Source organism: Afipia sp. MLSD5-FHT05B12 (assembly GCF_058793355.1).
The window spans coordinates 343,342-355,662 of record NZ_JBXAFS010000001.1; the positions used below are offsets into that span (position 1 = coordinate 343,342).

11 protein-coding genes are annotated in these 12,321 nt (G+C 58.2%); 7 read left to right on the top strand and 4 right to left on the bottom strand.

Going from position 1 to position 12,321, the window contains the following annotated elements; genetic code table 11:
- Positions 1-35: 35 nt before the first annotated feature.
- The 4 genes from AC1Q6J_RS01475 to AC1Q6J_RS01490 form a co-directional block, all read right to left on the bottom strand.
- Entirely contained in the window at positions 36-893 is an 858-nt protein-coding gene (locus AC1Q6J_RS01475) for an FAD binding domain-containing protein (protein WP_492277547.1), read from the bottom strand.
- A complete protein-coding gene (locus AC1Q6J_RS01480; RefSeq protein ID WP_492277548.1) occupies positions 890-3,262 on the bottom strand; it encodes a xanthine dehydrogenase family protein molybdopterin-binding subunit in 2,373 nt (790 codons plus the stop codon). The genes AC1Q6J_RS01475 and AC1Q6J_RS01480 overlap by 4 nt, the downstream gene beginning before the upstream one ends.
- Positions 3,255-3,752, bottom strand: coding sequence for a (2Fe-2S)-binding protein (locus AC1Q6J_RS01485; RefSeq protein WP_492277549.1), 498 nt, complete (start codon positions 3,750-3,752; stop codon positions 3,255-3,257). The genes AC1Q6J_RS01480 and AC1Q6J_RS01485 overlap by 8 nt, the downstream gene beginning before the upstream one ends.
- A gap of 66 nt (positions 3,753-3,818) precedes the next feature.
- Positions 3,819-4,538 carry a hypothetical protein gene (locus AC1Q6J_RS01490; protein ID WP_492277550.1) on the bottom strand — a complete coding sequence of 240 codons (720 nt, stop codon included), beginning with the start codon at positions 4,536-4,538 and terminating at the stop codon, positions 3,819-3,821.
- A 121-nt stretch (positions 4,539-4,659) separates the two neighbouring features.
- Between AC1Q6J_RS01490 and AC1Q6J_RS01495 the strand changes: the two genes are divergently transcribed.
- From AC1Q6J_RS01495 to AC1Q6J_RS01525, 7 genes are all read left to right on the top strand, one after another.
- Positions 4,660-5,151 (top strand): winged helix-turn-helix transcriptional regulator, encoded by a 492-nt coding sequence (locus tag AC1Q6J_RS01495; protein WP_492277551.1) that lies wholly within the window; start codon positions 4,660-4,662, stop codon positions 5,149-5,151.
- A 296-nt stretch (positions 5,152-5,447) separates the two neighbouring features.
- A complete protein-coding gene (locus AC1Q6J_RS01500) occupies positions 5,448-7,061 on the top strand; it encodes an ABC transporter substrate-binding protein (RefSeq protein ID WP_492277552.1) in 1,614 nt (537 codons plus the stop codon).
- Between the two features lie 21 nt (positions 7,062-7,082).
- The gene (locus AC1Q6J_RS01505; RefSeq protein WP_492277553.1) at positions 7,083-8,096 is read left to right on the top strand and encodes an ABC transporter permease; all 1,014 of its coding nucleotides are present in this window, start codon (positions 7,083-7,085) and stop codon (positions 8,094-8,096) included.
- Positions 8,093-8,992 (top strand): ABC transporter permease, encoded by a 900-nt coding sequence (locus AC1Q6J_RS01510; RefSeq protein ID WP_492277554.1) that lies wholly within the window; start codon positions 8,093-8,095, stop codon positions 8,990-8,992. The genes AC1Q6J_RS01505 and AC1Q6J_RS01510 overlap by 4 nt, the downstream gene beginning before the upstream one ends.
- A 3-nt stretch (positions 8,993-8,995) precedes the next feature.
- Positions 8,996-10,711 (top strand): dipeptide ABC transporter ATP-binding protein, encoded by a 1,716-nt coding sequence (locus tag AC1Q6J_RS01515; RefSeq protein ID WP_492277555.1) that lies wholly within the window; start codon positions 8,996-8,998, stop codon positions 10,709-10,711.
- A gap of 17 nt (positions 10,712-10,728) precedes the next feature.
- Positions 10,729-10,914, top strand: a complete 186-nt coding sequence (locus AC1Q6J_RS01520; RefSeq protein ID WP_492277556.1) for a DUF4089 domain-containing protein — start codon at positions 10,729-10,731, stop codon at positions 10,912-10,914.
- Positions 10,904-12,319 carry an AtzE family amidohydrolase gene (locus AC1Q6J_RS01525; RefSeq protein WP_492277557.1) on the top strand — a complete coding sequence of 472 codons (1,416 nt, stop codon included), beginning with the start codon at positions 10,904-10,906 and terminating at the stop codon, positions 12,317-12,319. Before AC1Q6J_RS01520 ends, AC1Q6J_RS01525 begins: the two co-directional genes overlap by 11 nt.
- Positions 12,320-12,321: the final 2 nt, after the last annotated feature.

Sequence of the window (12,321 nt, forward strand, 5' to 3'; positions counted from 1 at the left end):
GGGCGCGCAACTTGGCTGCGCGCCCGCATCAGTGATCACGCTGCCTCAATCAGAGATGTCAGCGCTCGTGTGACCTCTGTCCTGATGAGATGTTGGCGATATTCGGCCGACGCATAGTGGTCGGACAGGCATGGGGCTTGCTCGCTTGCAAGCCGTGCGGCCGTTTCGATGGTCTCACGCTTAAGAGCTTTCCCGATCAGATAGCCGGTTGCCGCATCGGCCGCAAAAGCATGACCGGCGGCGCCGGTGACGCCGATAGCGGCATTCAAGACGACCCCATTCTCCAAGGATACACCAACGGCTACGCCGACAACGGCATAGCCGCTCGCAGGGTGCCGGATTTTTCGGTACCTGAACTCAGTCCCCGCATCAGGGCGGGGAATATCGACCGCCACCAGGACCTCGCCGGCTTCCAGCGCAGTTGTGAAAATATCGACAAAGAAATCCGTTGCGCCGATGCGCCGGGAGCCACTGGGGCCTGCGATCTCCAATTCTGCCTTGAGTGCGATGACAACGGCTGGCCAGTCGGCCGCCGGATCCGCGTTGGCCAGCGAGCCGCCGATCGTGCCGCGATTACGCACCTGTGGATCAGCGATGATGTCCGCAGTTTGACGAAAGATCGGCAGTACGTCGTACAGCTCCTTGGACGCGAGGAGTTCAGCATGTTTGGTCAGCGCCCCGATCCTGATCCGGTCGCCAATTTCGATTCCTCTCAGTTCTTCGATGCCGCCGATATCGATCAGCAACGCAGGCGACGCCAGCCGCAGCTTCAATGTCGGGATCAGCGTGTGGCCACCAGCCACAAGCTTGTTGCCATCGGGGTCTTTCTGCAACAGGCTGATCACCTCGGAGAGCGAGGTTGCTCGAACATAGTCAAACGATGCCGGGATCATTGGCTTCCTCCTGCGCGTGCATTTTTAACCGCGGACCAGATGCGCGGCGGCGTCATCGGCATATCTAAATGCAGGATTTTGAACGGTGACAGCGCGTCGAGTACCGCATGAACCATGCATGGTGGCGCCGCGATCGCACCGCTTTCGCCGATACCCTTGACGCCGATCGGATTGGTTGGAGATGGCGTTTCCTGAAACGACGACCGTATGTTTGGAACATGCTCCGCGCGCGGAACTGCATAGTCCAGCAATGAGCCGGTCATCAATTGCCCGGTGTCGGAATCATAACTCACTTCTTCGTAAAGGGCCTGCGCGATGCCCTGCACGACGCCGCCATGAATTTGTCCAGCGGCGAGAAGGGGATTGATGATCGTGCCGACATCATCCACCGCTACGTAATCGAGAACATCGACGATTCCGGTTTCAGGATCGACCTCGATATAAGCCATATGAATGCCTGAGGGCGACCCCATGCCGGTCGGATCGTAAAACACCGTTTCGTCAAGGCCTGGTTCCAATCCGTCAGGAAGCTTGTGCCCTACATAGGCCATGCGGGCGACCTTGCCGAAGCTTAGCGGTGCGATGTCCGTACCCGGAACGCTAAATTGCCCGGCCTGGTAGGAAATATCCTTTTCGTCTACCTCCAGCATGCTCGCCGCGATCTTCTTGGCCTTGGCAACAACACGCTGTGACGAGACGTGAACGCTCGATCCGCCGACGGCCATGGAGCGGGAGTTGAAAGTGCCGTGGCCGGCCTGAACCTGCCGCGTATCGCCTTGCACGATGTCGATGTTCTCGATCGGGAGTTGAAGAACATCGGCCGCGATCTGTGCCAATGATGTGTTGTGGCCATGACCCTGGCTCATCGAACCGGAAAAGATTGTGGCACGACCGCTCGAGTCGATGCTCACTCGAGCGCTTTCCCAGCCTCCCCGATCAAATCCGCCTGGTCCGAGGCGGCGAGATGGCGCCATGCCACACATATGGGTATAGGCCGCGACGCCGATACCGCGATAGCGGCCCTGGCTGCGCAATTGATCTCGTTCGGCGATCCGCTCGTCGTACTTGAATGCATCCAGAGCTTTTGCCAGCAAGCCTTCGTAGTTACCGCTGTCGTAAATCACGGCCGTACCGTTATAGGGGCGGTGCGGAAAGTCGGCGCGCTGAATGAAATTTCGTCGCCGCACCTCGACCTGATCGAGCTTGAGGTGACGTGCAACCGCGTCGATGGCGCGCTCCGCGATGTATCCCGCCTCAGGACGGCCGTATCCGCGATAAGCATCGACCGGAACGGTATTGGTTACAACTACCCTGGAGAATGCCTCGTAGTTGTCGATCTTGTAGGTGCCGGTGCCGAAGTTGATCGTATTCACCGTCGGTCCGCCGGACGCCATGTTCGACAGATAGGCCCCGACGTTGCCGAGTGTTTCAACTCTCAGTCCAAGAATCTTTCCATCGTTCCGGAATGCGACTTCAATGGTCTCGGTATGGGCGCGTCCGTGGCTGGTGGATTGATGGCTTTCCGAGCGGGACTCCCACCACTTCACCGGAACACCAAGCTGACGCGCGAGATAAGGGCAGAGCAGTTCCTCTGGATAAAGATGCATCTTTGCACCGAATCCGCCGCCGATGTCAGGCGCGACGATTCGGAGCTGGTGCTCGGGAATGCCGACGGTTTCGGCGATCCAGCGCCGGTGCATGTGAGGCACCTGGCTTTGGATGTTGACGGTCAGTGTTCCGTCAACATTCGGCTCGGCGAGGATGGAGCGCGTCTCCATACAGGTTGGAATCAAGCGGTTGTTAATCACACGAAGCTTGATGACATGGTCCGCTTCGCTTGCGGCTTTCTTGTACTCGCCGCCGCCGGCCTTGTAGAGCGTTGTAATGTTTCTAGGCACGTTGTCGTGGAGTTGCGGCGCGCCCTCGCGGATCGCGGCCTCTTCGTCGACAACTGCTGGCAGCGTCTCGTAATCAATTTCGATCAGTCCGACGGCATCGTGAGCCAGCGCCTGCGTCTCAGCAACGACGACCGCAACGCATTCCCCGACGAAGCGGACACGATCCACCGCAACGACCGGACGATCCGGGACCTTGGTTCCCGGAATAATCCAGTTGGGAGCGATCGAGCCAATCTTACCAACGAGGTCGGAACCGGACAAAACAAGGCGAACGCCTGGGGCTGTCTGAGCTGCGGAGAGATCAACATGCTTGATAATGGCATGGGCGTGCGGCGAACGGAGAATCGCCATATGAAGCATGCCCGGCGATTTCATGTCGTCCGTGTAGCGTCCCTTGCCGGTAATGAATTTGAAGTCTTCGCGCCGCCGCAGCGGCTGACCCATGTACTTGATGGTGGCTGTTTCAGTCATGACCGTGTGCCTCTGCTGCGAGCGATTCAACTGCGCGCACGATGTTGTGGTAGCCGGTGCAACGGCAGATATTGCCGGTGAGGTTGTGACGGATTTCGTCTTCGGTGGGATCCGGGTTCTGCTTGAGCAACTGGCGGACGCTCATGATCATTCCAGGCGTGCAGAAACCGCATTGCAAGGCATGATGTTCGTGGAACGCCTCTTGAATTGGATGCAGAGCGCCGCCAGCCGACGCGAGGCCTTCGATTGTCGTGATGGACGTTCCGTCGGCCATGACAGCGAGAACTGTGCAGGATTTGACCGCCTGTCCATCGATGTCGACGGTGCAGGCGCCGCACTGCGAAGTGTCGCAGCCGACATGCGTGCCGGTCAGATTCAGATCATCCCGGAGCAGATGGACCAGCAGTTTCCGCGCCTCCACCGAGGCGGTCTGGCGTATGCCGTTGACGGTCAACGTCACTGTGTGGCGTTTTTCGTTGGTCTCTACCACTTGTTCCTCCGATATGCGTGATGCCGTCTTCAGCGGCTGTTTGATTTGGCGGATACGGCCCTTGCTTCAGGCGAAGCTGATGTTTGCTATATCGATGGCGACGGCGACAGGTGCAGGCACCGCGGTGCCATCCGGATTACGGCGAAGCGCGCGCCGCTTGGTCGCGATTTTGATGCCGTCGAACGTCTTGTAGTCCTCGACATAGTGGGCCGTGGGAATGTTGCTTGTGACCTCCGCACCGTAGTCCAGCCGGCAGACCAGACCGTAGCCATTGATATGAAAGATCTGTTCGGAGCAGTGGGTGGCAATGGTGTCGGGGAAAGTCACCTTGAGTCTGCGGCGGCATTCGCCGTTTTCATTCCAAGGGTCTATTTCTTCAGTTTTGAATCCCGGCAACGCGAAAATGAAGGGCGTGCAGAGATAATTCCACATCGCGTAGCCGCTGAAGTACGCCAGATGGAGGGCATCCCATGGTGTTTCCGGCTTGTGGCCTTCGAATGCGGAGCGCGGATCGCGCCGTTCGTCAAGCACTTGCCCGTCCAGGGTTTCAACGGCCGTATGGTTTGGCCGATAGATGCTGCGCTTATTCGGGTCCGTGAACGGGCGATAGCTGGTCGATTGCAGCTTGGTATCGACGGTGACGTGGATGTCCTTAAGGGCATCGGGCCAGCCCTTTCTTGCCCAGAGCAGGCCAGTGATGGACATATCGCCTTCGATGGCTCTCACTTTATTCCAACGATCAATGCCTCCGTGTGCATCGATCACAAGGTCGCGAAGCTTGCTCATGTTTGCCGTCCCTAAACCGTTTTTTGCGATGCCGTTGCTTCGCGTCGTCTCAGTCCAGTACCGATAGGACTGGACGACTAGTCACTCTAATGATAAGAGTTATAAGGAGGCAAGTACTTTTATGAAGTCAAAAGGCTTTGAGGGAATGGCGTGTTCGATCGCCGGCGTATTGGCCGCGATCGGCGATCGATGGGCCGTGCTGATTTTGCGCGACCTCTCATTCGGTCTAAGCAAGTATGAGGATTTGCGCCGCTCGACCGGAGTGACCAACGCAACGCTGTCTGACCGGCTCAAGCATCTTGAAGAGAACGAACTGGTCGAGCGGCGGCGCTATCAGGTGAATCCGGAGCGCTACGAGTACATTCTGACTCGAAAGGGCAGGGATACGGTTCTCCTGACGCAGGCGCTGGTTCAGGTGGGGGACAAGTGGGGTGTGTCCGGGAGGGCCGGGCCGCCGCTTAAGTTCACCAATCGAAAGACCGGTGGCGCCGTGAAGCTTGCGATGGTTGATCAGGACACGGGCGAAACCGTTCAACTGAACGACTTGCAGCCGCAACCGGGTCCCGGGGCGGACGATCTCGTCCGATGGCGATTGACATATCTACGCGGCTAAGAGGTTCGCTTCTCGCCCCGACAATATTCGAATGAAAATCGCTCGCATCGAATGGCAACATGCATCGCGTTAACAACGCGCAAAACCCGTGCATCTCAAAAAACTCGCACAAAAAATATGCATATTATCATCTTTGTATGCAATTATGTCGCGCTGCAAATAACCCGCCGGGCTTCCAGATTTTAAAAAATCATTTTATAATTCAGTATCTTATATGTATTTTAATGCCTCCTTTAGATCTGGCATGAAGCTTGCGAGGTCATCTCCAACGAAATCTCAGCGCGTTGGAGAACATCATGAAGCGTCGCGATTTTCTGAAGACGGTTACCGGAGCGGCGGCAGGTGCTGCGATACCGGGGCCGGCGATCTGGTCCGCTGCCAAGGCGGATGCGCGTTCTGAAACGCTGCTGATCGTTTCTGAAAGTGGACCCAACAATCTGGATATCCACGGTGTCGGCACGAATGTGCCGGGGTACGAGGTGTCCTGGAATTGTTACGATCGCCTCATCACCCATGAAATGAAAACCGGCGCCAACGGCGTTCCGTATTACGACCGCGACAAGTTCAAGCCTGAACTGGCCGAGGATATGAATGTCGGCGATATGTCGGTGACATTCAAACTGAAGAAAAAGGCGACGTTTCACGACGGCGCGCCGGTGACGGCGAAGGATGTGAAATGGTCGCTCGACCGTGCCGTTAGCGTCGGCGGCTTCCCGACCTTCCAGATGAGCGCGGGTTCGCTCACCAAGCCGGAGCAGTTCGTTATCGTTGACGACAATACGGTGCGCGTGGATTTCGCGAAGAAGGATCGCCTCACGATTCCCGATCTCGCGGTGATCGTACCGTGCATCGTTAATTCCGAACTCGTGAAGAAAAGCGCGACCGAGAAAGATCCGTGGGGTCTCGAGTACACCAAGCAGAATACCGCGGGCTCCGGTGCCTATCAGGTGAAGAGCTGGACCGCAGGCACCGAAGTAGTGATGGAGCGTAACGAGAACTGGGTCGGCGGTCCAATGCCGAAGATCAAGCGCGTCATCTGGCGTATGGTGCCGCAGTCCGGCAACCGGCGTGCGCTACTGGAGCGCGGCGATGCCGACATTTCCTATGATCTGCCCAACAAGGACTTCGTTGAGCTGAAGGATTCCGGCAAGCTCAATATTGTCTCGACGCCATATTCCAACGGCGTGCAGTACATCGGCATGAACGTCACGCAGCCCCCGTTCGATAATCCGAAGGTGCGTCAGGCAGTCGCGTATGCGTTGCCTTACCAGAAGATCATGGACGCGGTGCTGTTCGGGCTCGCCAAGCCAATGTTCGGTGGCACCGGCGGGACGGAAGTGGCTTGGCCACAGCCGCACAAATTCAACACCGACATCGCAAAAGCCAAAGCTCTCCTCGCAGAGGCGGGCTATCCGAACGGCTTCGAGACCACATTGTCGTTCGATCTCGGTTTTGCCGGTGTCAACGAGCCACTTTGCATCCTGGTTCAGGAAAGTCTTGGCCAGATTGGCATCAAGACCACAATCAACAAGATACCTGGAGCCAACTGGCGCACGGAATTGAACAAGAAGGTGCTGCCGCTTTACACCAACGTATTCTCGGGTTGGCTCGATTATCCCGAATACTTTTTCATCTGGTGCTACAGCGGCAAGAATTCGATCTTCAACACGATGAGCTACAAGTCGCCGGAAATGGACAAGTACATCAACGGTGCGGTCGATGCGGCCGCGATCGGCGACACGAGTGCTTACGACAAGGATGTAAAGGGCTTCGTCGATCTCGCTTACGCCGACATTCCGCGCATCCCGCTGTATCAGCCTTACGTCAACGTCGCGATGCAGAAGAATGTTTCGGGTTACCAGTACTGGTTCCACCGCCGACTCGACTATCGCGCACTGGTGAAGGCGTAAAGGTCAGGGCGGGGGCGTTCCATGCTCGGCATGATCGGAAAAAGACTGGCTTTTGCGATCCCGAGTTTGATCGGGGTCGTGATTGTCACATTTCTTCTGACCCGTGCGTTGCCGGGTGACCCGGCGGCCTATTTCGCGGGACCCGCTGCGACCAAGGAGGCCATCGAGCAAATTCGCAAGAAGCTTGGTCTCGATAAGCCGCTGATCGAACAGTTCGTCCGCTATACTGTGGATTTATCGAGAGGTGACTTCGGTAACTCGCTCACCACGGGCCAGCCAGTTGCGACGGAAATCCGCAATCGTTTGCCGGCGTCGGCGGAACTGACCCTGATCGGACTGCTGATCGCTGTCTCGATTGCGATTCCGCTGGGCATTCTCGCCGCCACGCGGCCGGGCTCATGGATCGATCATCTTTGCCGGGTACTGACAACCGCTGGCGTGTCGCTGCCGGTGTTCTTTACGGGCCTGGTTCTGGTCTATGTCTTCTATTTCAAGCTTGGTTGGTCGCCGGCGCCGCTCGGGCGTCTGGATGTATTTGCAAGCGCGCCACCTGCTGTCACCGGATTCTACCTGATCGATAGCTTGCTCGCGCGAAACATGGAGACGTTCCGCTCGGCGCTGAGTCAGTTGATCCTGCCTGCCGCAACGCTTGCGATCTTTTCACTGGCGCCTATCGCGCGCATGACCCGCGCCTCCATGCTGGCTGTTCTGGCATCGGACTTCGTCCGCACCGCGCGTGCCAGCGGATTGTCGCCTTCCAAGGTCACCGTCACTTATGCATTTCGCAACGCGATGCTGCCGGTGATTACTACGCTGAGCATGGTTTTTTCGTTCCTGCTCGGCGCCAATGTGCTGGTGGAAAAAGTCTTCGCATGGCCTGGTATCGGCTCCTATGCGGTCGAAGCATTGATCTCGTCCGACTTCGCGCCGGTGCAGGGCTTCGTGCTGACGATGGCAGTCATGTACGTGCTGCTTAACCTGGTCATTGACATTCTTTATGGCGTCATCGATCCGCGTGTGAGGTTGGAAGGATGAGCACTGTCGCGCCGGTTGCCGAAATAGCATCAACAAATCAGGCCTCGGGCTTCAAGGCCACGCTCCAGCACGCGCGATACATTCTGGGCGAGAACCTCGTCACGGCCTTCGCGTTCGGGCTCCTTGTCCTTATTATCGTCGCAGCGGTATTTGGTCCTTCCATCGTACCTTACGATCCGCTGGCCAGTAATACTGCACAGGCGCTGAAGCCGCCTTCGGCAGCTCATTGGTTCGGCACCGATCAACTCGGGCGTGACATTCTGAGCCGGGTGGTCGTTGCAACCCGGCTGGACTTCTTCATCGCGGCTGCTTCAGTTGTACTGGTGTTCCTTATGGGCGGCATCGCAGGGGTTGCCGCTGGCTATTTCGGTGGCTGGACTGATCGCATCGTGGGGCGCATCGCGGATACCATCATGGCGTTTCCGTTGTTCGTGCTGGCGATGGGCATCGTCGCCGCGCTCGGCAATACTGTACAAAACATCATCTTCGCCACGGCCATCGTGAATTTCCCGCTTTACGTTCGTGTGGCGCGTGCTGAGGCCAACGTCCGCCGTGACGCCGGCTTCGTGCAGGCTGCGCGATTGTCCGGCAATAGCGAGTATCGCATTCTGCTCGCTCATATCCTGCCCAACATCATGCCGATCATGATTGTGCAGATGTCGCTGACCATGGGATACGCGATCCTTAACGCCGCGGGCCTCTCCTTCATTGGGCTCGGTGTTCGCCCGCCGACGGCCGAGTGGGGGATCATGGTCGCGGAAGGCGCTACCTTCATGGTCTCGGGTGAATGGTGGATCGCATTCTTTCCGGGCCTCGCGCTGATGATCGCGGTGTTTTGCTTCAACCTGCTCGGCGACGGATTGCGCGACATCGTCGATCCGCAGCGAAGGACATAACGCATGACCGCGACCCCGTTGCTCGACGTCAATGATCTCACAGTGGAGTTTGCGACCCGGCGCGGCATCGTGCGGGCGATTCAGCATGTCAATGTCAGTGTCGCCAAGGGCGAGACACTGGGCATCGTCGGCGAGTCCGGTTCGGGCAAGTCGGTGACGTCCTACGCGGTGATGCGGATTCTCGATCGCGCCGGCAGGATTGCCGACGGATCTATCATGTTCTCCGGAATCGACGTCAAGAATGCGTCCGAGGCGAACATGCGCGACCTGCGTGGCCGTGAGATGTCCATGATTTTCCAGAACCCGCGCGCCGCGCTCAATCCGATCCGAAAGGTCGGTGACCAGATTGAGGACGTGCTGCGCCAGCATGTTCAATCGACGTCCAATGATCGCGGCGAGAAGGCGATTGAGGCGCTTGAGCAGGTGAAGATCGCGCGCCCGCGAGAGCGGTACCATGCCTATCCGTTTGAGCTGTCCGGCGGCATGTGCCAGCGTGTTGTCATTGCCCTCGCACTGGCTTGCAATCCCCAGCTTCTGATCGCGGATGAACCGACCACGGGTCTTGATGTCACCACACAAAAGGCCGTGATGGATCTGATCGTGGAGCTGACCAAAAGCCGCGGCATGTCCACCATCCTCATCACGCACGATCTCGGGCTCGCGGCTGCTTACTGCGACCGCGTGGTGGTGATGGAGAAGGGAAATGTCGTTGAGACGGCGCTATCGAATGATATTTTCGTCAAACCCGAGCATCCCTATACCCGCAAGTTGATGCGAGCGACGCCGAGGCTCGGGGTCTCGCTACGAGATCTGTTGTCGGATGAAGACAGGGCGGCTTTGCCGACTTCAGCAGATACGACATCGGTGGGAAAGGCAGATGCCGCGCCGCTTCTGGTCGTCGAAAAACTGGTCAAGGAGTATCCACGTCAAGGTGTATCGAAGACATTATCTTCACTGTTTGGCCGCAAGCCGCCCGTCGAGCCGGAGCAATTTCGGGCCGTGGATGGTATCAGCTTTTCGGTCAACCGCGGCGAAAGCGTCGGCCTTGTCGGTGAATCGGGTTGTGGGAAATCCACCACATCGATGATGGTGATGCGCCTGCTCGACCAGACGTCAGGGCGCATTGTGTTCGATGGCGAAGACGTTGGCGCCATTCTTCCCAATGCTTTTGCGCGATTACCGCTGCGCAAGCGAATCCAGATGGTCTTTCAGGACCCTACCGACAGCCTTAATCCGCGTTTTACGGCAGCGCGTGCTATTGCCGACCCGATCCTGCAACTCGGCGACCTCAAAGGGGGCGATGCGTTGCGTGCGCGATGCGAAGAATTGGCGAAGCAGGTAGGCTTGCCGTTGTCCTTGCTGGATCGTTTCCCACACCAGATGTCTGGCGGGCAGAAGGCGCGAGTCGGTATTGCGCGAGCCATTGCGCTGAAGCCAGACCTGATCATTCTTGATGAACCGACCGCCGCGCTCGATGTATCGGTGCAGGCGGTGGTGCTGAACTTGCTGCAGGATCTCAAGCAGTCGATGGGTATGAGCTATCTGTTCGTATCGCATGATCTGAATGTGGTGCGGCTCCTATGCGATCGTGTCATCGTGATGCGAAGCGGGCGAATCGTCGAGCAGGGAGCGACCGAGACTGTGCTTGATGCGCCGCAGGATGCTTATACTCGCGAACTGTTGTCGGCGATCCCGCATCCGCCGCTTCCCGTGCATTGAGAACCGCTGAGACAGCTATGCCTCCGACTGATCCTCTGGATACTTACATCGATGCTGCAGCTGCGGTCCTCGGCTTGCCGATTGACCTGGCCTGGAAGCCTGCTGTTCGCGCGAATCTGGACGTCTCGTTGAAGATGGCGCGGATGGTTCAGGAGTTTCCGCTGCCCGATGAAGTCGAGCCGGCGAATACCTATGAAGCCTGATACCACCTTGATCCCGGACATGGAGTGGTTATCGGTATCAGAGATTGCCGATGCGGTTTCGTCCCGCAGGATGTCAGCCATCGACGTGACCAATGGAGCGCTGGCGCGAATCGCAACGCGTGATCCCAGCCTAAATTCATTTACCGAAGTGATTGCCACCCGCGCGCGGGCAACAGCAGGGAAGATTGATACGGCACTTGCTGCTGGCGGTCGAGCAGGTCCGCTCGCGGGCGTGCCGTTCGCAGTGAAGAATCTCTTCGATATTGAAGGTCTGCCGACCCGCGCTGGATCGAAGATCAACCGTGATCGCGCCGCCTCCAGCCGCGATGCGACGCTGATCGAACGCCTGGAGGCCGCGGGCGCGGTTCTGGTCGGCGCGCTCAATATGGGCGAGTATGCGTACGATTTCACTGGAGAGAACGTTCACGACGGCCCTTCACGCAATCCGCATGATCTAACGCGGATGTCCGGTGGTTCATCCGGTGGTTCCGGCAGCGCGGTTGGTGGCGGACTCGTACCGCTGGCGCTAGGCTCCGACACCAATGGATCGATCCGCGTCCCCTCGTCATTCTGCGGTACCTTCGGCCTGAAGCCGACTTATGGCAGGCTGTCGCGCGCACGGTCGTTTCCGTTTGTTGCGAGTTTTGATCATCTAGGGCCATTTGCGCGAACGGCCCGGGATCTGGCGCTCGCTTACGATGCGATGCAAGGGCCTGATGCGGACGACGCAGCGTGTGTGGGGCGTCCGGTGGAGCCCGTGACGCCGTTACTCGCACAAGGGATCGGCGATCTGCGCATTGCCGTCGCCGGAGGTTATTTCAAGGCATCCCTTACATCCGAGGCACAGGAAGCCATGGCGCGTGTCGCCAAGGCTTTGTCCGTGACGCATGAGGTCGAAATTCCGGAAGCCGCGCGGGCCCGTGCCGCGGCCTATGTGATCACGACAAGCGAAGGCGCGTCGTTGCATCTCGACCGGTTGCGGAGCCGTCCGCACGATTTCGATCCTGCGGTGCGGGATCGGCTCTTCGCCGGAGCAATGGTTCCTGCTGTCTACGTGGACCGCGCGCAGAAATTTCGCCGTTGGTACCGGGCGAAAGTCGTGGAATTGTTCAACACTGTCGATGTGATTCTGGCGCCGTCGACGCCTTGCGTTGCGCCGAAGATCGGTCAGGCGACCTTCGTCCTGGATGGAGTCGAGATGCTGGTTCGGCCTAACATTGGAATTTACACCCAGCCGGTTTCGTTTATCGGTCTCCCGGTGGCGGCTGTCCCTGTTCCGCTGGATCCCATGCCGATCGGGGTGCAGATCATCGCGGCGCCCTGGCGAGAGGATATTGCCCTGCGTGTGGCTTATGCTCTGGAGCAGGCCGGGGTCGTTCATGCGCCGCGCCCAGGGAATTTTTGAGA

Coding starts and splice junctions, on each gene's coding strand:
- AC1Q6J_RS01510 (WP_492277554.1), top strand. CDS start 8,093: ATGAGCACTGTCGCGCCGGTTGCCGAAATAGCATCAACAAATCAGGCC.
- AC1Q6J_RS01525 (WP_492277557.1), top strand. CDS start 10,904: ATGAAGCCTGATACCACCTTGATCCCGGACATGGAGTGGTTATCGGTA.
- AC1Q6J_RS01480 (WP_492277548.1), bottom strand. CDS start 3,262: ATGACTGAAACAGCCACCATCAAGTACATGGGTCAGCCGCTGCGGCGG.
- AC1Q6J_RS01520 (WP_492277556.1), top strand. CDS start 10,729: ATGCCTCCGACTGATCCTCTGGATACTTACATCGATGCTGCAGCTGCG.
- AC1Q6J_RS01490 (WP_492277550.1), bottom strand. CDS start 4,538: ATGAGCAAGCTTCGCGACCTTGTGATCGATGCACACGGAGGCATTGAT.
- AC1Q6J_RS01500 (WP_492277552.1), top strand. CDS start 5,448: ATGAAGCGTCGCGATTTTCTGAAGACGGTTACCGGAGCGGCGGCAGGT.
- AC1Q6J_RS01505 (WP_492277553.1), top strand. CDS start 7,083: ATGCTCGGCATGATCGGAAAAAGACTGGCTTTTGCGATCCCGAGTTTG.
- AC1Q6J_RS01495 (WP_492277551.1), top strand. CDS start 4,660: ATGAAGTCAAAAGGCTTTGAGGGAATGGCGTGTTCGATCGCCGGCGTA.
- AC1Q6J_RS01515 (WP_492277555.1), top strand. CDS start 8,996: ATGACCGCGACCCCGTTGCTCGACGTCAATGATCTCACAGTGGAGTTT.
- AC1Q6J_RS01475 (WP_492277547.1), bottom strand. CDS start 893: ATGATCCCGGCATCGTTTGACTATGTTCGAGCAACCTCGCTCTCCGAG.